The organism is Bacillus sp. XF8, from assembly GCF_017498755.1.
GTDB lineage: Bacteria > Bacillota > Bacilli > Bacillales > Bacillaceae_G > Bacillus_A > Bacillus_A bingmayongensis.
In genome coordinates, this window is sequence record NZ_JAGDQK010000048.1 from 23273 (window position 1) to 43659 (window position 20387).

Genomic DNA, 20387 nt, shown 5'->3' on the forward strand with positions numbered 1-20387 from the left:
GTACGATTATGAAGGAGGAAATAAATATGTTCTATAATAATCAACAGCCTTATCCAGCGCAACCATACTATCCTCAAAATGAAGAACAACGATATCAAGAGCCGCGGACTGAAGATCAAAAACAGGAACCACAGCAACAGAAATTGCAATATCAACAAAATTCATACTTATCACAACAAACTCACGAAACTCCATACCAACAGAATCAGTATTTAACTCAGCAATCTCAATATCAGCAACCACAAATGTTTCAACATCCGCGTGTTTCACCACCGGCGCCAACATTAGATCCAATCCAACCACAAATCTTACCACCAGCTCCTACCACAGTAATTCCAACTGAACCAACGCAAGAGCAAATTCAACAAGTTGTTGGCACACAATTTTTACCTTTAAAGAAACCTGTATTAGATTTCGTAAAACCATGGGTAGAGTACGGTATGAATGAAGCAAAACATACCTCTCACAAACATGCAATGACAGAGGTTGCTGCGATTATGTTTTTAGTTGGAAAAGGATTTAATCCTACAATTGCTCATTATATTGTAGAGTCTTGGGAGAAGAATGAACAGTTTTAAGGCTGTTCATTTCATAACACATTAAAACTATAAAAGTGCCATAAATGCCTGTTATACAAGCATTTGGCACTTTTAATTTGTACTTAGATTTCTTTTAACAAAGGTACGGATGTTTATATATTTCCACCCTTTTTTATATAAAATGTGATCAAAAGAAATAGCATTTTCATTGGGCTATATTAGATAACTTCTGTTTTATTTTAGAAGTAACTAACAAAATAATTTAATATTTTTCTAAAAATATTGAAAAATATAACTTTAACAACTTTTCAATCCATTTTTTGTTATTATATATTAAAGTAGCTATATAAAATGAGGGGGGAGTATTTATGAATGTTTCAGTACTAGGAAACGAGAAAATTTCTAATCTATTAAAAAATTGGTATAAAGAAATTCGTGCTAGACATATCTCAAGTGCAAAAAGTTTAAAAGAAGAACTTAAAAATTCACTTAACCTTATTAAAGAAAATAGTGACCTATCATTCTATTATCACCTACTGGAATTTAGATATAATTACCTAATTAACAATTTAGGCATCCAAAAGATTGATTTTGATAAAATAGAATCTTTTGAAATACCAGAGGATAGCCCTTTAACTTATTACTATCATTTTTTTAAGGCTCTACATTTGGAAGCAATCGGAAACTATATTTTTGCGAAAGAACACTATGAACAAGCTGAGCGATTACTTAGCTATGCTTCAGATGAATTAGAGAAAGCAGAGTTTTATTATCAACTTGGGTACTCTTACCATAAAAATCAACAAGCTTTGCTTTCTTACAAACAAATTATTACAGCAAAAGAGATATTTGAAAAGCATTCGGGTTGCGAAATGAATATCGCTTTTTGTAATAATATTTTAGGGCTAGCGTGCATAAATTTAAGGGAGTGGGAATTAGCAGAGGAGCATTTCACATCAGCTATGGATCAGTTCCAAAAAAACGGGGAAGAAAAATTTATTATTATGGTTCGACATAACTTAGGTTGGATGTATGCAAACCAGAATCTTTCTGACCTAGCACTCCGTTATCTTTCAGAAGTTATTGAAAAATCTCCAAAACATTATAGAGCTATTTATGTTAAAGCAAAAGAACATTATAAATTAAACGAAAAAGACGTTGCTGCAGAACTTATTGAAAAAGGCATTGAAATTTGTACAGAATTATCAAATGAAGCATATCAACACCATTTCGCAATCTTAAAAGCATTAAATAACAATATAAATGCAGAACAACTAGAAAAAATTGTACATGAAGGAATTTCCTATTTTGAAAGAGAAGAATTATATGAGTATATACAAGAATATCAAGAAGCTTTAGCAATTAAATTCTATCAAGAGAACTTGCATTCGAAAGCTAGTAAATATTTTTATTCAGGCTCGAAGACGCGACAAAAAGCTCTTGATAAGGGGGCATTGAAATGAAGAAAAACAACGATTAAATTAATGGGGATTTTAGCAGCGTTTACATTAGTTTTAGGAATATATATCCCGACAGAAAAAACTCAAAGTCCTATAATGACACTAATGGAACATGGTGATGGTGGAGGTTGATTTGTCCACAAAATAAGAAAACGCTCCAATTTTAAGGAGCGTTTTCTTATTTACTTTACAGAAACATAAGTTGAACTTACTGTAATATAAAATGTCTTACTTTTACTATTGGTTACTAAGGCTCTAATAAAAACCGAAACCGGACTTTCTTGTGACTCGCCTAAACCCAAATCCTCAAACAGAAGTATAAGTATTTCAACTTTTGTTATACAAGAACTGAAATCATACCATAAGTATAAAAAGAAAGAATTTTTCCGTTGGGGCCTTCCTTTAAAAAAACTTCCTTTATCTTTTCAGGTAGCTCACCACGTACTCCATTACACCTTGATGCCCCTCACCAATTCCTTAAAATGCACTATAAAAAAGCAAATGTGCCACGAATCCGTATTCATGATTTAAGACATACTCATGCTACATTAATGCTTGAAGCTGGCGAACATCCAAAAGTTGTACAAGATCGTTTAGGTCACTCTTCCATCCAAATGACTTTAGACAAATATAGTCATATCACTCAGAATATGCAGCACCATGCCGCCGAAGCCTTCGAAAATATCATTAAAAAAGAACCATAATTTCCCAATGTGGTCATTTACGATTTTCACACCGCACAACCCTTGATATATAAGGGTTGTGTAGTTATCTCGTTGAATCTTGGGAAAAGAATGAGCAATTCTAAAACATACAAAAGTGCCGCCTCTTATCAAATAAGAGATGGTACTTTTCATTTCCTTATATGTAATATCCCTATACTAATTTCTCTACAGTTGGTACATCTGCTGGTGCCCATGTAAGCTCTTTAATATTATTTACACTCATCCACTTCAAGTCCGCATGTTCTAAAGCTCTAGGCATTCCAGATACAATTACGGCTTTATAGGTAGTTAAATGAACAATAATCTTCTCATATTCATGCTCAACTTCCTCTACTTTCTCCCCTACTGTAATACTACAATCCAATTCTTCTTTAATCTCACGAATTAATGCTTCTTGTAGATTTTCTCCATCATTTACCTTCCCGCCTGGAAACTCCCAATAATTTGGTAATGACATTATAGGTGAGCGTAATGCACATAAGATTTGATTATTCTCATTGAAAATAACCGCGCCAACAACCGATATTTTTTTCTTCATCTTTCATCATCTCCTAATTCAATTGGTTATGACATATCAACATATAATCGGTGTTTACTACAATGAACACATTGAAATAAATATCCCGTAAAATGCCCCTTTTTATATAACATTCCTTTAAAATCTTCTCTCGTTATCTTTTTTTTATTTATGATTTTCTCAATGTCATCGTTTAATTCATGTTCTAAATGTGCGATTTCCTTCCAACCTACCTCATCAATAATTGCACAGTAATCATTGCAATGACTTAGCCAATACTCCCCTTGCCATGAAAAATAACTAGGCGTCCTATAAAAAAGTTCATCTGTATACTCCTTATTTTGAACATCCATATGTTCCCCACTATAATTAAACTCTCCATCAAATTTTTGAGCAGCAAAGCCATTAGCTATACACCATGGACATATATTTTCTGTTTCTTCCTCATCAAAAGTTGTGTAAAAAGGACCATCGTACACATAGCCTGTTTTCCTACGATATACTGGACACATTCCATCCGCTTCTCTTATGACTAATAACCCCAAAGGGTTTTTATTGTATTTAAAACTAGGAAGCGATTCTTCTACTTCGCTCCACTCATACAAGGAAAATCCATTCACAAAGCTTCTAAATGATAACCCTTGCTTTTGATAAAACTCTTGCAAGAAATCATTACTAGAAACGCAGTCTAGTCTTAAGTTCTTTCCTGAATCTCTTGCTCTATTCTTTGCCCATTGTATGAACTGACTACCTATGTTTAATCCCTTACCTTCTTTCGAGACTACAATTCTATGTAAATAATACGCATCTACTTCATCGTTCCATAAATTTGCATCCCACTTTTCTTTATCACATAGAGAAATTGATGCAATAACTTGATTTTTATCGTTCTCAAAAACAAATAGATAGCCTTTTTCAAAATCAAACTCTATTATCTTTGTATTTTCATAACGTAAAAATTGCCCCCACTGCTGAATACCTTTTTGCTTAAGAGAAATTGCTGTTTCCTGTAACCAGCCTCTTACTATTACAATTTCTTCTTGTTTTGCTTGGCGGATCAAATATTCCCCCTCCTTAGATAGTAAAATTTATCTGTTAAAAATATTTCAATTGTTTAAATCTGTTTATTTACATAATAATATTATGTTTATTTAGTAGATAGGTGAGAAGTTATTTCACCTATCTACCATCCTACATTACACTACTCGCATCTTGGAACACCTAATGCTAAAAATAAAGCTGCTAAATTTGCTGCGATTGGTATTTTTAATGTGATAACATCATCTACTTTTGTGACTAAAAAGAAAGCTCCGTTCTCTTCTAAAATACACGTCACCAACAATTGTAAGTCCATTAGAACCCTCCTTTCAGACGAGTTATTAGTAATCTATGAATTTATTGTAGAAATGTAATAGGAATTATATCCTTTTTTCTTTATATAAAGAAAAATAGTTTTTAGGTCTATCAATTTAAGAAATAGAATTTTCTTATTTTAACCAGATCTATGTAATTTCTAATATATTCCTATATAATCAATAGAGAAAATTTTACAAATGGAGGTATCAAAATGTCATTTTGGAGTAATATTAGTGCAATTTTATTTTTAGCAGCTCTTATTCTACTAATTTTATGTATCATTTCATTCTTTAAGAAAAATGGTAAAGCAATGAGATATGGTAGACCTGCGGTTATTTGTTTTATTATTTCATTTTTAACATCAGCAACTAGCACAGCGGAAACAAATCATCCTATTATTAACTTTTTCGCTAATGTATGTTTAATCATGTTCATTTTCTTTCTTATTCTAGCAATCTTATCCGTTATTAAAAAAACTGGTATGGCGAAGAAACAATTTTTAATTACTGCTGTTTTATTTGTAGCTTTTGGAGTATTAGTAAGTATCGCAACTCCTTCTACTGAAAAAGCAACAGCAAAAGATAAAAAAATTGCAGTTGAAAAAACAGATAAAAAAGATGCAGAAAAGAAAGAAGCAGACGAAAAAACTCATAAACTAGAAGAAGAACAGGCTCAAAAGCAACAAGAAGAACAACAGCTTCAGGCTGAAGAACAAGTTCGTAAACAACAGGAAGAGGAAAAGCAACAGCGTCAAGTTGAGGAACAAACTCGTAAACAACAAGAAGAACAACAACGTCAAGCTGAAGAACAAGCTCGTAAACAACAGGAAGAGCAACAACGACAGGCTGAAGAACAAGCTCGTAAGCAACAGGAAGAGCAACAACGTCAAGCTGAGGAACAAGCTCGTATACAGCAGGAAGAGCAACAGCGTCAAGCTGAAGAACAAGCTCGTAAACAACAAGAAGAACAACAACGTCAAGCTGCTGAGCAAGCTTCACAAAAGAGAAATACTGTAGCATCCTCATCTAATAGCAATCGTGGGGGCTCTAATGGTCACCCTTTCCAGAATGACCCTAGTGATGATAAAGAAACAAACACTTCCTGTAAAGGCCAAATTAAAGGAAATGCTAATTCTAAAAAATACCATGTTCCTGGCGGTCAATATTATGATTCTACAAAAGATAATATAGTTTGGTTCTGTTCAGAAGCTGATGCTCAAGCAGCTGGTTATGTGAAATCTAAAAGGTAGACTATATATTATTGAATCTTAAATTTTGTAAGCCCTATTTCCAAGATTTGAGACGTATATTTTGGGGTTTACATCAATTTCTTTAAAACCGTTCAACAATTCTTTAGATGCGAGCATTTGACTAATCGATAAAAAAACCAAGAAACAAAGACTGAACTGTACCCCGAATTGTGGACACTTAAAAAAGTCCACGATTCGGGGTTTTTGCGTATTTTTGCACCCATTCCTCTTTATAATGGAAACAATGATAAAAGTGCGGTACGGAAAATGAGTAAAATTATCTTTAGTGAAATTCAAATGAAACAACTAGAAAAGAATGAAAATGTCGTAAAGCCTAGCGTATTATCTCATAATTTAGACCCAAAGTTTTAAATTTTGCGCGGATTTTTCAGACGCCTGGTAAACCAAAATTCCAAAAACCTCCCCCGCCCCTAAGTAAAAAAGCCAGTATTATTTTACCGACCCTTCATATTCTTTTACAAGTTTATAAAACGTTGTCTTACTTACAAATTAGGGTTTAGAGTATTAACATCATTTCCCTTGCCGTAAAATAAGGAGCGATTAGAATGATTGATGAAAAACAATGAAGCAAATTAAGATATTTTCTCGAATGTTACTTTAATGTAAATGCTGATTATTCAGAATTAGATACACTTATTAAGGAATATAAGGAAATTGAAAATGATGAATATGTTAAGTAACAATAAAGTTGTTTAAAAAACTCCAGTCATGTTATTCAACAATCGGGCCATTTAATTGAATAAAACTTGGATATTTATTTTAATAAATAAGATTGTGAAGAAATGTACTTAAGCAACGGGGCAGGTTAGCACAATAAAACAATGCGTAACAGTGGATAATTTTTACATTAATATTGAGTTGTAAAGCAAAATTTAATTATAGAGATAAGAATTATTATATTAGTTAGGAGATAAAAATGATAGCATCAGCAATTCTGGAAGTATCTTAAAAACAAATTGATACATGTTTAAAAGGTAAAAACACTCACAAATGTGTACTATTTGTGAGTGTTTCTTTTGTAAAGAGATTAAGCCTCTACCTTAGCTACTCTTTCGAAACCAGTCTTTACTGCTTGTATCATTTCATTCACAGCGTGAATAGATACGTCGGCATTTGGATTTAATCCTTCGAACCAGTGATAGGCCCCAGGATATAAATGAAATTCGACATCAACACCAGCTTGCGCAAGTTTGGTTACATAGGTTAATGTTTCACTGCGGAATGGATCTAATTGACCAACAAATGTGTAGGTGTATGGCAAATTACTATAATCCTCTGCTCGAGCAGGGGCTGCATAGGCAGGAATATTATCCGTTCCATATAGTTCTCCTAAATACATTTTCCAGCCAGCTTCATTTGTCTTTTGATTCCAAACAAATCCTTCTTTAATTTCATTCGTAGAAGGTGTATTATTTCGGTCATCAATCATTGGATAGAGTGGCATTTGGAAACAAATAGAAGGATATTGTCGATCTCGGGCTAATAATGTCAATGCTGCTGTTAGTCCACCGCCAGCGCTCGCTCCTGCAACACCAATTCGATTCGAATCAATGTTTAATGGCTCCGCATTATCAGCGATCCATTTTAATGCTGCATAACAATCCTCAATTGGTGCTGGATAAGGATGTTCAGGAGCTAAACGGTAGTCTACAGAAACGACCACACAGTTAGCTTCTTTTGCAAACCTCATACAAGGATCATCATTATCATCTATAGACCCTAAGATATAACCGCCACCATGTATCCATAACAGGACAGGTAAGGATTCATTATTTGATTTTGGACGATAAATTCTTAATGGTAATGGATTAGCATCAGGTCCTACAATGACTTCATCTGTTAATGAAAGGGATTCATCAACAACGGTAGGTGGTCTCATTTGCGATATTCCTTCTCTGATTGCTTGCAAGTTCTCTGGGCGTAAATCGAGGTCTTGAAACATTTCTAATCCTGGTAATAACTCTTGATTTACTCGGTTCTTCATTTTAACACCCCTATTTGTAATTGTTTTCAAATAAGTGAAGTGTATTCTAAGTAGTTTAATTGTGATAAAATCATCACAATTAAATTGTAAAGTGGATATGTTATAATCGTCAACAGAATATTCAAAAAAATAAAACTTCTTTAGTTTTATAAAAAAATATGGAATGAGAAATATGAAAAATGACGATAAAATTATATGGTTTTTGAATCATATAAGAAACAATATTTAGAAGCATACAGCCAATAAAATTCGTAATAAGTTTTAAATCTGACTTGTTCTTAAATGGGGGTACATAACCTATTTCACAAAGTATAATAGCAGCCAATACTCGATATTGAAATAGAGGTATATACATTGAAACTTATGCTATTGAAGATACCGCAATATAGATTTACGTATATATTACAAAGATGGACAAAACTAGCTTTAATGATTGTAATTGGTGAAACTTTATGAACCGTTTCTTTTATAAATTTCCCTATCATGTTTTTCAGATTTATTGTCGATGTTCCTTACTGAGATAAAACACATAGACACTGTGTAACTTAGATATCTTTAAAGGAATATATAAAAATATTAGAATAGACGCTCCCTTTGTATTGGAGCGGCTATTTTTAGACTACTATAATAGTCTGTGAATCCAGTAAAATATTTTTTCTTCCCTATAACTCTCGTAATACCAACTTAAACCTTGGAAAAATACTTCCGAATTATCCATCTTTGCGAAAATAAAATGATTCTTATTTCGGACACAAATTTTCATTAGTATTCAGAAAGGTGCTAAAAGTTGAACGAGCTATTTAGCGGAAGACACCAAAATAGTGATTCATGATTATTAACTGAGAAGTTTTTCAATCTCCTTCTCTAACTCTTCCGGCTTCGTCTGCGGTGCAAAACGATCTATCACTTTTCCATCACGCCCTATTAAAAACTTCGTAAAGTTCCACTTTACTGCCTTCATGCCAAGTATGCCTGGCGCCTGATCCGTCATATATTTATATAGTGGATGTGCACCATCACCTTTTACATCAATTTTAGCGAACATCGGAAAAGATACACCATAGTTTAATTCACAAAAACTTGTAATATCTTCTTCTGTCCCCGGTTCTTGTCCGCCAAATTGGTTGCATGGGAAACCGATTATTTCAAATCCTTGCTCTTTATACTTTTCATAAATAGACTGCAATCCTTTATATTGCGGTGTAAATCCACATTTACTTGCGACATTTACAATAAGAAGAACTTTGCCCTCATACTCTCGCAATGATTTTTCTTCCCCTGTAATTGTTTTTGCAGAAAAGTCATACACTGTCATATATATCTACTCCTCTCTATCATTTCATACTTATTCTCATCATATATGTATTTATCTCCCCCGTCTAATGACAGCGCTTTATTTTCGTTCAAAAATTCGACACAAACTACTAGACATTTCTCTTGGAAAGTTTTACAATTAAATTGTGAACAAAATGTGACAGTTTACTTTCTAAATTGTGACATTTTCAATTCCATTATAATGAAAAAAGGATGGTGTTGATAATGAAAACTGCACAACGTGAAATGATTTCAAATCGTGAGTTTTATTTCGTACTATACATGATGTTATTATTTGTTGCTGGATGGTTTATGGATGTAAATGGCCTATTTTTAAGCAAATACTTTACGCTTGCAGGAATGATTTCTCTTCCACTAGTTGGTGGTCTTGTCGGATTCTTTATTATGTCAATTAGTAAAGAGCAAAGTAAATAACAACATTACATAAAGGCAGAAAACGATTTTTCGTTTTCTGCCTTTTATTTTATAATAAAAGAATATAAAGACTATAAGGAGTGACTCATATGAAAAAGGTAGAACAATTATCCTCTCAGTTATATATCATTGATGATTACGATTTACAACATAATGAGCGTACAGGTACATACGTTTTACTAGGTGATGATATTACTTTAATCGAAACGTGTGCAGCCCCTTCTCTTCCGCACATTCTAAACGGCTTACAACAATTACGTATAGACTTAGCAGATGTTAAAAATATCATTGTTACACATGTTCATCTTGATCATGCCGGTAGCGCCGGTTTAATGATGGAAAAATGCCCAAATGCTACTCTATTCGTCCATCCACGTGGCGCTCGTCATATGATTGATCCTACAAAATTAATCCAAGGTGCCAAAGCTGTATATGGTGATGCTTTTGATGAACTCTTCAATCCAATCCTTCCTATTCCAGAAAAACGCGTCCATATTGTACAAGATGGTGACATACTGCAAATTTCAGAAAATCGAACACTCACATTTTACGATACACCAGGACATGCAAAACACCATATTAGCATCCATGACTCTTTAACAAATGGCATTTTCACAGGTGACACGATTGGTATTTATTATCGAGAACTAGCTGAACTTGGCGTTGAACTATATTTACCAACCACATCTCCATCACAGTTTCAACCAGATGCGATGATTGCAGCAAAAGACCGTATTCAAAATATGAAAGTTGACTCCATCTACTTTGGGCATTACGGTGCATCTTCCCATGTTTCTGAAGTGTATAAACAGCTTGAATATTGGCTCCCTATCTTTGTTGAGGCAGGAAAACAAGTATTTGAAAGAAATCAGGATTTTGAAACAGCAAGTCATGAACTGTGTGCTTTATTACTTGAAAAAGTATCTTCTCATCTTTCACAGCAAGACGTACCATTAACTCATTCTATTTACGATGTAATAAAACTGGATATGGAAATAAGTGCGATGGGAATTATTGATTATCTTATGAAACAAGAAAAGGCTAAAACGACTACTAACTAAATAGAAAAACATACGAGGATACTATGCTACATTTCAAGCATATATCCTCCTTTTTTGAATATGTTTTTTTATAATAAGTAGACAAAAAAAGAGGTGACATAATGAGGAAAGTTATTCAATATTTATGTTTCACTTTATTTATTGTAATATTGCTATTTACAGGAGGGAAGATTCAATTTCATCTAGATCAACAAGCTGAACTATCCTTTCATATGTACCCTCGAATATTTTTCTTTATGTTTTTCCCCTTTTTCGTCGGTGGCGTATTGCGTTTCGTTCAACTTATCAGTAACAACAAAAAACAACATGTATGGAAATTTCAACTAGATAAATTTCTAGGTATTGCGTTACCTTCAACATTGATTGGCTTTTCACCTATTCTATTATTCTCACCTATCGGACAATTCTTTCCCTATTTAACTATCCTCACTCTTTTAAATACAACATTTCCCGTAATAATAAATATAATAGCTGGTTACACATTATTAGATAGTTTCATAAGACAAGAAAATTAACATGGTCTCGCATAAAGTGAAACTTTAATCAGTGGGGGTTTTCTTCATCCCCCACTGATTATTAGTTGAACCAATCGGGCTTTTACGGGCAGTTTCTCCCCCACCTATCTCCCTCGTTTCCCTCTGAATCTTGAGGTGGGGGTCTTACTGCCCGTTAATGCGGGATAAATAAAATATACAGAAATAAAGGGAGAGTTTTGTAATCCTCTCCCTTTACTCCTCCATCACTCGTTTCCACGCGTAAGAATTATGATTTTCCTGTATAATACAGTTATCCAATGATTTACGGAGGAATGATGTAATGTTTTTTCAATTTTTTCTACTAGCAATCAATTACTCATTCAAAGTACATATAATTATTAAGCATAGTTAGCTACCTTTATTTATTAGTGCGATTCTCCTCGTAAGAGTGGCAATTCATGCGGTAAGAAAGTTCAAATGATTATTTTCTTACACTAGAAAAAAGAGCCCTTTTGTAAACAAGGGCTCTTCTTTTCATAGGCTTAATTAATCTGTTGTACCTTTTCACTTACATAATTCATAAACTGATCCGCTTGTACAAATTCCGCTTTATACGCTTCAGGAACTTCATTTACTGTTACAGCTCCGCTAGATTTAATTTTTGCTTGTATTTTTTCATATGTCATTAAAGCATCTATATACTGCTTATATTCTTCAGAAGTTAATATTTCTTTACTGGACTTTTCTCCGTTTAATTTATCAAAATATGGCTGAATCTCCATCAATCCTTTTTGCAATTCTTCTTTTTTTACTACTGATAATTGATCATAGTCAATATTACCATTTGAATCTCCGTATTCCAGTTTCGCATCTGTAATGACAGTTAAAAGTTTTGTAAACTTTTTATATTCCTTTTCTCCCATTTCTCCTTTTGCTTGCGACAGCTTAGCATCTAACCGCATATATCCTTTTAATGTTGCGTTAGCTACATGTTTTTTCACATTATCAAATGATCCATAAACCCCATCAGCCATAATAGATTGATATGCAAACCCAGTCGTTGGAATTAACAGTGCTGCTGCAAGTACCCCTGTTATAAGACGCTTTTTCATCGTTTTCCCTCCACGCTTCATTTCTATTTGCATCATTACTTTTTCTTTCAGTTCAGGTGGTGGTACAATCTCTTTCACTTCTTCTTGTATAGACTCTTTTACTCGATAATCCAAACTCACTTTGCATCCCCTACCTCTCCTAAAAAGATTTCTTCAATTTGCTCTTTTTGACGTAATTTCTTTAATGCCGCATGAATCCTCGATTTAACCGTTCCAACCGGAATATGTAAAATATTCGCTACTTCTTCTTGAGAATAATCATGTAAATAACGTAGTATAATGACTTGCTTCAATTTGTAAGGTAATTTATAAATGAGAGCAATAAGATTTTGATTCGAAAGCTTATTCACAACATCACCAGAAAAATCGAATTCAATGGGCTTCCTCTGTTCTTCCGCTTTCTTTACTATACGTAGACGCATCCACCTTTTTCTCCTATATGAATGAATTTGCCTTATAGCAAGTCCCATTAACCAAGGCCGAAAAGGTCGATCCCTATCATACTTGCCAAGTGATTGATACAGCTGTATATATATTTCCTGAACTACATCATCTACATCTGTTTTTTCTTCTATCAAAAAGTGGGCTGTCTTATAAACATCTTGAATCGTTTTATCATACAGTTCACTGTATGACGCTTGATTTCCTGATAAAGTCCGCCCGATGAGATGGTGATAGTCTGTTTCCTCGTCCATTTATCTTCCCTCCTTTGTCTTACACTATATATTGGCAAGTAAAAAACATTTCGTTCGATTTTTTAACATATTTTTTATATAAATTGATGTAAACTCAATTACTTCATAACGTTAGCTTATAATCCACCATAACAATTATATAATTTTCCGTTTTATGATGGGTGTTTAAAATAATAAGTAGAATCTATTGTAGGAGGAGCGATATGAAAGCTATTGTTGTAACTGCATTCGGTGGACCTGAAACAATGAAGTATACAGAAGTAGATATGCCGACTTTCAATGAAAAGCAGGTGTTAATTCGCGTTATTGCTACAAGCGTCAATTTTGCTGATATTAAATCTCGTTATGGTAAAAAGGGAAGCGGAACACTCCCATTTATTCCTGGAATAGACGCCGCAGGTATTGTAGAACAAGTAGGTTCTGATGTGAAAAACATTCGCGCTGGACAGCGTGTAATCGCCTTTCCTCTGAATGGATCGTATGCTGAATATATTGTCGCTAATGAAAACCTTACGTTTGTGTTACCTGATGAAGTTGACTTCACAATCGCAGCCGCTTGTCCTGTTGTATCTTTTACGAGTTACAACCTGCTTGAAAATGTAGCAAGATTACAGCAAGGTGAAACCGTTCTTATTCATGCAGCAGCTGGTGGAATTGGAACGACAGCTATTCAATTAGCAAAAATATTAGGCGCTGGTAAAATTATTGGAACAGTCGGAAGTGAAGCAAAAAAGAAAGTTGCTTTAGATGCTGGTGCTAATCATGTTATTTGTTATCAAGATGAGGACTTTAGTAAAAAGGTAAATGAACTTACTTGTAGTAATGGCGCCGATGTTATTTTGGATTCCATTTCAGGTACAGTATCAGAAAAAAGCTTAGAATGTTTAGCTTACTACGGTCGTCTTGTCCACTTTGGTAATGCCAGTGGCGAAATTGGCACATTCCGAACAAAAGATTTACATGCAAGTTGCCGTTCAATTCTTGGCTTTAGTTTTGGAACAACTCGTAAGAAACGTCCTCACTTACTTCATCATACTGCTAATCAAGTTTTTCAGTATTTACGTGATGGAAACTTGCAAATTGCAATTGGTCAACGCTTTACACTTCAACATGCAGGGAAAGCACATGAATGGGTCGAAAGTAGACAAAGTACTGGAAAAATCATTTTGGATATTAAATAGAGGTGTCATTCATGGGATCACGAATTATGCATTTGATTATTGCAAATGGTATTGCAGAGAAATTGTCCATCCAAGATCAAACATCTTTCTTACTTGGGGGAGTAGCTCCTGATGCAGTTCGTTCAAAAAAAGAAAAAGAAGCTTCCCATTTTTATGCGGGTACGACTAAGAACTATACAAGAAGGATAGATTATGATTCATTTTTTCATAAATATGAATCATTTATGGATTCCCCTTTTATTTTAGGTTATTACACACACCTTATTGCCGATGATAGCTGGCTAAACGGTTTTTTTCTTCCTTGGCTCAAAAATAGAATCGAGCATGACCAAACAATTTTATCCCTGTATCATCATGATTTTAAATTATTGAATGCAAAACTATTACATCATTACGATAAAGAGCAGCAATTCCTTTCTATTCTTAATCAAAAAGCAAGCATACCAAAGCTTGAGGAAGTAACAGAAGAAAATGTTCTAATTTTTAAAAAGCTTATTTTTGATGATATGGTATATCCACACCAAGATCTGCATGCTGAATTACAAGTGTTTACCTTTGATCAAATCATCGGTTATGTAGAAACTGCTATTGAAAAAGGTGTTTTCTTTTTAGAAAAGCACTATTAAATGATAATGTTGATAATCAGCTTCAGGCCTACAAGAATCAAAAGGTTCTTGTAGGCCTGAAGTTATTTCATTAATGAATCAATGACGCTCTCAAATTTTTAATTCCATTTTCCAAATAACCCTTTAAGCAAGTTAACACATATACCCAGCCTTCTTTTTGTCCCATCATTTTGTTTACGATTTCGGGGTCATTTTCTTTCAAACCTGATTCATTTACTTCAATCATTGTACTCGTATTATCTAACTCACTTAGTGTAATCGTAACAACCGTTTCATCATCATATCCTCCCCATGAGAATACGATTTTTCTATTTTCCTCAATCTCTAATACATGTATTACGACTTCCGCATTGTATTCATCATATCTCCAAGTTATCGTCTTGCCTTGTTCCATTCTTCCAGTTCCTGATGAAAACCAATAATTAGACATTTTTTCAGGATCTACTATGGCTTCAAACACCTCATTGGCCGGCTTGAACATTTTAAATTTCGTAATCACTTGAGTATCCATACTAAATCAACCCTCTTTCGATATATTGAATGACTCTTTCATATTATAGAACGAACGTTCTTTCCATTCAAATAACAACATCGGTATTTGACATTACTTTTAAAAAATCTTGGCTTTCAGCATCGTATACAAAAATAATAAAAAGACGTAACTGCTTTATACATGCAGACACGTCTTCTCACTTTTATTATTCCACTATTAATGGAAACCTCACATTATCTAGGCTTTCTTTTCCCATTAAATGCTGGTTTCTTTTTCTTTGGTGCTTTCGGTTTCGATTCTACAAATGTTCCTTTAAACATCTCTTGTTTCTTAAACTGAATGCCTAACTTCTTCGCAAATTGAAGTAGTTTACGCTCTTCTTGCGGAGTAACAAGGGAAACAACTGTCCCCTCTTTCCCCATACGTCCTGTACGGCCTGAACGGTGAATATATTGGTCTAATGTATCTGGTAATTCTAAGTGAATTACGTGTGTTAAATCATCAATATCTAGTCCGCGTGCTGCAATATCAGTTGCAAGTAGAATTTCTAATTTCCCTTGACGGAATGCTCGCATCGTTGCTTCACGTTCTTGTTTGGTTGCTTCCGCATGAAGTGCTGCTGCTTTCATTTTGCGATATTTTAGCTTTTCAGCAATTTCATCTAAACGATATGGATCATTTAAGAATGCCACTGCTTTTACATTGCCAATATGCATAATTCTTCTAACGTAATCATTTTTTTCACGACGCTCACAAACGATATACGTATGTTCAACTAAACTTTTTGTTTCCGCACGTTTAATGCGAACTAACTGTGGCTGGACCGCAAAATCGCGTGCTACTTCTTCTGCGTCTTTTGTCATTGTTGCAGAGAAGAATACTAATTGACGATCGCGCATTGTTGATTTGATTACATCAAACACCGATTCCATCATCTTTTGTTTTACAATTTGATCAAACTCATCAAATACAATTGTCTTTACTTCATGCATTTTTAACTTTTTCATGCGAATTAATTCTAAAATACGTCCTGGTGAACCAACAATTACCTTCGGATGTTTCTTCAACTTTTCCACTTGGCGCTTAATATCCGCACCACCAATTAAAGATGCACCTGAAATATCAGTTCCTGCTGTAAACTTTTGAACTTCTTCATGAATTTGCATAACAAGTTCACGTGTTGGAGCTAAAATTACAACTTGTGGTTGTTTCACTTCAGGATTAATTTTATGTAAAAGTGGTAATAAGTACGCTAATGTTTTCCCTGTTCCAGTTGGAGATTCAGCTATAACGTCTTGTCCTTCTAAAATAGTTGGAATTGCTTGTTTTTGAATTTCAGTAAACTCTTTAAAACCAGCCTTCTCCCAAGCTTGTTGCAAAAATGGTTGCATATCTTTTATCATTTGTTTTTCTCCTTTATCTCTATTTTTGAAGAAAATGTTGTATTGCTCGCACCGTTTCTATCATGTGAGAAATAACAGCTATTAAATCATCAACATGGTCTTCTGTAATCGCTTTTTGAAATAGAACTTCTACCTTATTATGATATGAAATCGCTTGCTTATTATATTCGTATGAAATTTGTTGCGTAATCATTCGCTCTTTTCCCCAGATAGATTGTAACAAATTTTCAATTTCTTGACAGTCAGTTTCTGGGTGCTGCAGTGGAAATGTAAACCCTAATTTCATTTCACACCCCGGTATAAACTGAGGTACTTCTAAAATCTCACCCGATAAATTCTTCGCATCTACAGATAATGAAAATGTCGCTTCTACTAGCGTTTCAAACGGTTCATTTAATTGAAATGAAATATTGTATATACGACTTAGCGATGCAAGGTCCATCATATCTTTTCGATCCGTTACAAGAATATCGCCATGTAAATCAAAATCATAGATAGCCCCTTCAACGATTACTTTTAAGTTGTCAAAAGCAGTTGGATCAAACATAATTTCCTCCAAAAAACAGGCGCCTTTCGATGGAAAGGCGCCACTTGATGTATATATAGTTTACAGATAAACGAGATGAATTACAACCTTTTAGAATAAACCTACTGCTTTCCCATCTTCATTTACGTCCATTTGAAGTGCAGCTGGTTGTTTTGGAAGACCTGGCATTGTTAACATTGTTCCCGTTAACGCTACAATAAATCCTGCACCGATAGATGGTTTCAGTTCACGGATTGTAACAATAAAGTCAGATGGTCGACCTAATTTTGTTGCATCATCAGAAAGAGAGTATTGTGTTTTTGCCATACATACTGGGAGGTTACTCCAACCCTCTCCTGCAAATTGAGTCAATTGCTTACGTGCTTTCGGAGCAAATTCAATATCTTTTGCACCGTATACCTTTTGAGCAATTGTACGGATTTTTTCTTCTAATGGCAATTCTAAATCATAAAGTGGTGCGTATTTGTTGTCACCTTTTTCAATTACCTTTAATACTTTCTCAGCAAGGTCCACACCGCCTTGACCACCTTTTTCCCAAACTTCTGTTAAGGATACTTCGTAGCCACGCTCGTTGCACCATTCTTGTAAGTATGCAACTTCTGCATCTGTATCTGTAATAAATTTGTTAATTGCGATTACGAATGGAACACCGAACGCTTGAATTGTTTCAACGTGTTTTTGTAAGTTTTCCATTCCTTTTGCTAACGCATCTACATTTTCTTCTTTTAACTGATCTTTCGCTACGCCGCCGTGCATTTTAAGCGCACGAATTGTCGCAACGATAACGACTGCTTCTGGTTTAATACCAGCTGCACGCGCTTTAATATCTAAAAATTTCTCAGCACCTAAGTCCGCACCGAAACCAGCTTCCGTAATAACATAATCACCTAATTTTGCTGCCATTGTTGTAGCAATAACACTGTTACAACCGTGAGCGATATTAGCGAATGGTCCGCCATGAATGATTGCTGGTGTATTTTCTAATGTTTGTACTAAGTTTGGTTTTAACGCATCTTTTAATAGAAGTGTTAACGCTCCTTCTACACCTAAATCTTTAACTGTTACAGGCTCATTGTCCATATTATAAGCAACGACAATGCGAGATAAACGTGCTTTTAAATCTTGAATATCTGTCGCAAGGCAGAATACAGCCATAATTTCAGATGCTACTGTAATATCAAAACCGTCTTCACGTGGTACACCTTGAACTGGTCCGCCAAGACCAATTACTACATTACGCAGTGCACGGTCATTTAAATCGACACAACGCTTCCAAACAATTTTACGTGTATCAATTTTAAGTGTATTTCCTTGTTGAATATGATTATCAATAAACGCTGCTAATGCGTTATTTGCAGTTGTAATGGCATGAATATCACCCGTAAAGTGAAGGTTGATGTCTTCCATTGGCACAACTTGTGAATAACCTCCACCTGCTGCACCGCCCTTTAGTCCCATTGTTGGTCCAAGTGATGGCTCACGAAGTGCAATTACTGCTTTTTTACCAATTTTATTAAAAGCTTGACCTAAACCAACTGTTACCGTTGATTTACCTTCTCCTGCTGGAGTCGGGTTAATCGCTGTTACTAAAACAACTTTTCCGTCCTTCTTTGTTTGTAAGCGCTTAAAAATATCAAGAGATAATTTCCCTTTATAATGACCATATGGCTCTAATTCTTCTTCTAAAAGGTTCAACTCAACCGCAATCTCTTGAATTTTCTTCATACTTGCTTCTTGTGCAATTTCAATATCGGATTTAACTGTTGTAGTAGTTGTCATATACCCTAGTCCCCCTTTAATTGGTTCTGCCCATATTGTATCAGTTTTTTGTATTTTCTGCACTTATTTACCCCCTAAATTTTGCGCATTTCTTCAGGTATTATTTTTTCAACATAAATACCCATAAAAATGTTAGCGCTTGTTGCAGTTCTACCGATAATTGTCCAAGCATTTTTTCATTTACTCCTCGTTTATATACGCCTATACCATCCACGATTTGAAACCCTTGCTCCTCTGCAAGCTTTTCAAATTCCCAAGGCATCATCGTATTACAAACGACATCTTTTCCATATAAACGAGGATAGCTATTTTCACGTGGTTTTGCTGTTGGCCCTAAAATAGCAATACACGCATATCCATCAGGCCTCAAAACACGCTTTATCTCATGTAACGCCTGTAGTGGCTGTTCTGTCCATTCTAACGAGTTCACTGCTAATATTGCTGGAAATTGCTCATTTTCAAAAGGCAATGAAGAAAGATCTCCCTTTACAAAGGACAAATTAGGCCCTTCTCCGCGTTCTTTTCCCTTTTGAATCATTTGCTCGGATAAATCTACACCGCACGCCTTATATCCTGCTAGACTTAATTTATATGTACCATATCCATCGCCGCAGCCGACATCTAAAACTGCCACACCATTTTCTACATACTTTTCAAAAAATGGGATGATTGTACTACGACTTCCATGATCCCACATTTCCCCGCTATTTTGATTCCAAGATTCTGCATTGTTGTCCCATTTTTTTTCTGCGGATTTATGCCAATTAAACTTTGTCATGTTTCCCCCTACTTTCACTTGTTTTCATTCATTCCATTCTACATCATTTTCCTATATTCCTGTTTATTCTCATGGAGAGATGGATAAGATAGCAACAGACTCATGCATTCTCCAAATTTTGCTTCACTTGGATATAACTCATACTCATGTTCTTTTCTTTATGAAAAATAATAAAGATACACCCAATTGAAAGAGAGGGATGTACATGCCGAAAAAGCGAACACATCATTTTAAAAGTGGTGAAAAAAACGAAGAATATGCAGCTGAAATCACGCCAGGGCATCTTCCAATTAGACATAGACGTAAAGAAATTGCACATGAAATAGAAGGCACAAACACTGGTACACTTATCGGTTATGTAGCACTATTTCTTTCTTTATTCTCGATTGCCTTTTATCCAGTTACCCTTGGTTCCCTTTCCATTTTAATTGGCTTATTGGCTGTTAATTTTGGAGCAAAAACACTTGGATATACAGCCATTGGATTTGGTAGTTTTTCTGTTTTATTTACATTATTGTATCCACTTGCTTTATCAGCATTATAAAAACACACCAAGTATTTGAACTGCACCCCAATTGTTAGACACAATTAACAATTGGAGGTGTAGTTTTTTTATGGCAAAGTTTTCATTAGAAG

General features: G+C 34.5%; 21 protein-coding genes and 2 pseudogenes. 11 read left to right on the forward strand and 12 right to left on the reverse strand.

The window, feature by feature from the left end:
- Positions 1-26 precede the first annotated feature (26 nt).
- The 3 genes and pseudogenes from J4P91_RS24950 to J4P91_RS24960 form a co-directional block, all read left to right on the forward strand.
- Positions 27-578, forward strand: coding sequence for a hypothetical protein (locus J4P91_RS24950; RefSeq protein ID WP_207996222.1), 552 nt, complete (start codon positions 27-29; stop codon positions 576-578).
- A 329-nt stretch (positions 579-907) separates the two neighbouring features.
- Positions 908-2002 (forward strand): response regulator aspartate phosphatase, encoded by a 1095-nt coding sequence (locus J4P91_RS24955; protein ID WP_207996223.1) that lies wholly within the window; start codon positions 908-910, stop codon positions 2000-2002.
- A gap of 234 nt (positions 2003-2236) precedes the next feature.
- A pseudogene (locus J4P91_RS24960) lies at positions 2237-2703 on the forward strand (site-specific integrase); the annotation flags it as partial.
- A 172-nt stretch (positions 2704-2875) separates the two neighbouring features.
- On the opposite strand, the gene J4P91_RS24965 reads toward J4P91_RS24960, so the two are convergent.
- The 3 genes from J4P91_RS24965 to J4P91_RS24975 all read right to left on the reverse strand — a co-directional run bounded on the left by J4P91_RS24965 (position 2876) and on the right by J4P91_RS24975 (position 4595).
- A complete protein-coding gene (locus J4P91_RS24965) occupies positions 2876-3262 on the reverse strand; it encodes a (deoxy)nucleoside triphosphate pyrophosphohydrolase (RefSeq protein ID WP_207996224.1) in 387 nt (128 codons plus the stop codon).
- A gap of 26 nt (positions 3263-3288) precedes the next feature.
- Positions 3289-4302 (reverse strand): CbrC family protein, encoded by a 1014-nt coding sequence (locus tag J4P91_RS24970; RefSeq protein ID WP_207996225.1) that lies wholly within the window; start codon positions 4300-4302, stop codon positions 3289-3291.
- Positions 4303-4442: 140 nt separating this feature from the next.
- Entirely contained in the window at positions 4443-4595 is a 153-nt protein-coding gene (locus J4P91_RS24975) for a hypothetical protein (RefSeq protein WP_017152015.1), read from the reverse strand.
- Positions 4596-4808: 213 nt separating this feature from the next.
- Between J4P91_RS24975 and J4P91_RS24980 the strand changes: the two genes are divergently transcribed.
- Positions 4809-5846: a sunset domain-containing protein gene (locus J4P91_RS24980; protein WP_207996226.1), complete on the forward strand. Its 1038-nt coding sequence runs from the start codon at positions 4809-4811 to the stop codon at positions 5844-5846.
- Between the two features lie 1048 nt (positions 5847-6894).
- On the opposite strand, the gene J4P91_RS24985 is transcribed toward J4P91_RS24980, so the two are convergent.
- Together J4P91_RS24985 and J4P91_RS24990 are read right to left on the reverse strand one after the other, a co-directional pair.
- Positions 6895-7851, reverse strand: a complete 957-nt coding sequence (locus J4P91_RS24985; RefSeq protein ID WP_207996227.1) for an alpha/beta hydrolase — start codon at positions 7849-7851, stop codon at positions 6895-6897.
- Between the two features lie 835 nt (positions 7852-8686).
- Entirely contained in the window at positions 8687-9166 is a 480-nt protein-coding gene (locus J4P91_RS24990; protein WP_207996228.1) for a glutathione peroxidase, read from the reverse strand.
- 224 nt (positions 9167-9390) lie between these two features.
- Here J4P91_RS24990 and J4P91_RS24995 point away from each other — a divergent pair, with 224 nt between their 5' ends.
- The 4 genes and pseudogenes from J4P91_RS24995 to J4P91_RS29805 all read left to right on the forward strand — a co-directional run.
- Entirely contained in the window at positions 9391-9600 is a 210-nt protein-coding gene (locus tag J4P91_RS24995; RefSeq protein WP_017152019.1) for a DUF3925 family protein, read from the forward strand.
- Positions 9601-9689: 89 nt separating this feature from the next.
- Positions 9690-10661, forward strand: coding sequence for an MBL fold metallo-hydrolase (locus tag J4P91_RS25000; RefSeq protein WP_207996229.1), 972 nt, complete (start codon positions 9690-9692; stop codon positions 10659-10661).
- Positions 10662-10762: 101 nt separating this feature from the next.
- A complete protein-coding gene (locus tag J4P91_RS25005; RefSeq protein ID WP_207996230.1) occupies positions 10763-11176 on the forward strand; it encodes a hypothetical protein in 414 nt (137 codons plus the stop codon).
- Between the two features lie 379 nt (positions 11177-11555).
- A pseudogene (locus J4P91_RS29805) lies at positions 11556-11618 on the forward strand (ABC transporter); the annotation flags it as partial.
- Between the two features lie 61 nt (positions 11619-11679).
- Here the strand turns inward: J4P91_RS29805 and J4P91_RS25010 are convergent.
- Together J4P91_RS25010 and J4P91_RS25015 are read right to left on the reverse strand one after the other, a co-directional pair.
- A complete protein-coding gene (locus J4P91_RS25010) occupies positions 11680-12369 on the reverse strand; it encodes a DUF3600 domain-containing protein (protein WP_207996231.1) in 690 nt (229 codons plus the stop codon).
- The gene (locus tag J4P91_RS25015; protein ID WP_207996232.1) at positions 12366-12944 is read right to left on the reverse strand and encodes a sigma-70 family RNA polymerase sigma factor; all 579 of its coding nucleotides are present in this window, start codon (positions 12942-12944) and stop codon (positions 12366-12368) included. The genes J4P91_RS25010 and J4P91_RS25015 overlap by 4 nt, the downstream gene beginning before the upstream one ends.
- 203 nt (positions 12945-13147) lie before the next feature.
- Between J4P91_RS25015 and J4P91_RS25020 the strand changes: the two genes are divergently transcribed.
- Positions 13148-14125, forward strand: a complete 978-nt coding sequence (locus J4P91_RS25020; RefSeq protein ID WP_207996233.1) for a quinone oxidoreductase family protein — start codon at positions 13148-13150, stop codon at positions 14123-14125.
- A gap of 11 nt (positions 14126-14136) precedes the next feature.
- The gene (locus J4P91_RS25025; RefSeq protein ID WP_207996234.1) at positions 14137-14751 is read left to right on the forward strand and encodes a zinc dependent phospholipase C family protein; all 615 of its coding nucleotides are present in this window, start codon (positions 14137-14139) and stop codon (positions 14749-14751) included.
- 70 nt (positions 14752-14821) lie between these two features.
- Here the strand turns inward: J4P91_RS25025 and J4P91_RS25030 are convergent, their stop codons facing one another.
- From J4P91_RS25030 to J4P91_RS25050, 5 genes are all read right to left on the reverse strand, one after another.
- A complete protein-coding gene (locus J4P91_RS25030) occupies positions 14822-15262 on the reverse strand; it encodes an SRPBCC family protein (RefSeq protein ID WP_207996235.1) in 441 nt (146 codons plus the stop codon).
- 215 nt (positions 15263-15477) lie between these two features.
- The gene (locus tag J4P91_RS25035) at positions 15478-16647 is read right to left on the reverse strand and encodes a DEAD/DEAH box helicase (protein ID WP_207996236.1); all 1170 of its coding nucleotides are present in this window, start codon (positions 16645-16647) and stop codon (positions 15478-15480) included.
- A 19-nt stretch (positions 16648-16666) separates the two neighbouring features.
- Positions 16667-17194 (reverse strand): hypothetical protein, encoded by a 528-nt coding sequence (locus J4P91_RS25040; RefSeq protein WP_207996237.1) that lies wholly within the window; start codon positions 17192-17194, stop codon positions 16667-16669.
- Between the two features lie 90 nt (positions 17195-17284).
- Positions 17285-18973 (reverse strand): formate--tetrahydrofolate ligase, encoded by a 1689-nt coding sequence (locus J4P91_RS25045; RefSeq protein WP_243764005.1) that lies wholly within the window; start codon positions 18971-18973, stop codon positions 17285-17287.
- Positions 18974-19073: 100 nt separating this feature from the next.
- On the reverse strand, positions 19074-19751 hold the full coding sequence (locus J4P91_RS25050) for a class I SAM-dependent methyltransferase (RefSeq protein WP_207996239.1): 678 nt from the start codon (positions 19749-19751) through the stop codon (positions 19074-19076).
- Between the two features lie 205 nt (positions 19752-19956).
- On the opposite strand from J4P91_RS25050, the gene J4P91_RS25055 reads away from it, so the two are divergent.
- The gene (locus J4P91_RS25055) at positions 19957-20295 is read left to right on the forward strand and encodes a hypothetical protein (protein ID WP_017152030.1); all 339 of its coding nucleotides are present in this window, start codon (positions 19957-19959) and stop codon (positions 20293-20295) included.
- Positions 20296-20387 lie beyond the last annotated feature (92 nt).

What these genes read in the sequence shown, in the direction of transcription:
- J4P91_RS24950 (WP_207996222.1), top strand. Translation starts at nt 27, where the DNA reads ATGTTCTATAATAATCAACAGCCTTATCCAGCGCAACCATACTATCCT.
- J4P91_RS24955 (WP_207996223.1), top strand. Translation starts at nt 908, where the DNA reads ATGAATGTTTCAGTACTAGGAAACGAGAAAATTTCTAATCTATTAAAA.
- J4P91_RS24965 (WP_207996224.1), bottom strand. Translation starts at nt 3,262, where the DNA reads ATGAAGAAAAAAATATCGGTTGTTGGCGCGGTTATTTTCAATGAGAAT.
- J4P91_RS24975 (WP_017152015.1), bottom strand. Translation starts at nt 4,595, where the DNA reads ATGGACTTACAATTGTTGGTGACGTGTATTTTAGAAGAGAACGGAGCT.
- J4P91_RS24980 (WP_207996226.1), top strand. Translation starts at nt 4,809, where the DNA reads ATGTCATTTTGGAGTAATATTAGTGCAATTTTATTTTTAGCAGCTCTT.
- J4P91_RS24985 (WP_207996227.1), bottom strand. Translation starts at nt 7,851, where the DNA reads ATGAAGAACCGAGTAAATCAAGAGTTATTACCAGGATTAGAAATGTTT.
- J4P91_RS24990 (WP_207996228.1), bottom strand. Translation starts at nt 9,166, where the DNA reads ATGACAGTGTATGACTTTTCTGCAAAAACAATTACAGGGGAAGAAAAA.
- J4P91_RS24995 (WP_017152019.1), top strand. Translation starts at nt 9,391, where the DNA reads ATGAAAACTGCACAACGTGAAATGATTTCAAATCGTGAGTTTTATTTC.
- J4P91_RS25000 (WP_207996229.1), top strand. Translation starts at nt 9,690, where the DNA reads ATGAAAAAGGTAGAACAATTATCCTCTCAGTTATATATCATTGATGAT.
- J4P91_RS25005 (WP_207996230.1), top strand. Translation starts at nt 10,763, where the DNA reads ATGAGGAAAGTTATTCAATATTTATGTTTCACTTTATTTATTGTAATA.
- J4P91_RS25015 (WP_207996232.1), bottom strand. Translation starts at nt 12,944, where the DNA reads ATGGACGAGGAAACAGACTATCACCATCTCATCGGGCGGACTTTATCA.
- J4P91_RS25020 (WP_207996233.1), top strand. Translation starts at nt 13,148, where the DNA reads ATGAAAGCTATTGTTGTAACTGCATTCGGTGGACCTGAAACAATGAAG.
- J4P91_RS25025 (WP_207996234.1), top strand. Translation starts at nt 14,137, where the DNA reads ATGGGATCACGAATTATGCATTTGATTATTGCAAATGGTATTGCAGAG.
- J4P91_RS25030 (WP_207996235.1), bottom strand. Translation starts at nt 15,262, where the DNA reads ATGGATACTCAAGTGATTACGAAATTTAAAATGTTCAAGCCGGCCAAT.
- J4P91_RS25035 (WP_207996236.1), bottom strand. Translation starts at nt 16,647, where the DNA reads ATGATAAAAGATATGCAACCATTTTTGCAACAAGCTTGGGAGAAGGCT.
- J4P91_RS25040 (WP_207996237.1), bottom strand. Translation starts at nt 17,194, where the DNA reads ATGTTTGATCCAACTGCTTTTGACAACTTAAAAGTAATCGTTGAAGGG.
- J4P91_RS25045 (WP_243764005.1), bottom strand. Translation starts at nt 18,973, where the DNA reads ATGACAACTACTACAACAGTTAAATCCGATATTGAAATTGCACAAGAA.
- J4P91_RS25050 (WP_207996239.1), bottom strand. Translation starts at nt 19,751, where the DNA reads ATGACAAAGTTTAATTGGCATAAATCCGCAGAAAAAAAATGGGACAAC.
- J4P91_RS25055 (WP_017152030.1), top strand. Translation starts at nt 19,957, where the DNA reads ATGCCGAAAAAGCGAACACATCATTTTAAAAGTGGTGAAAAAAACGAA.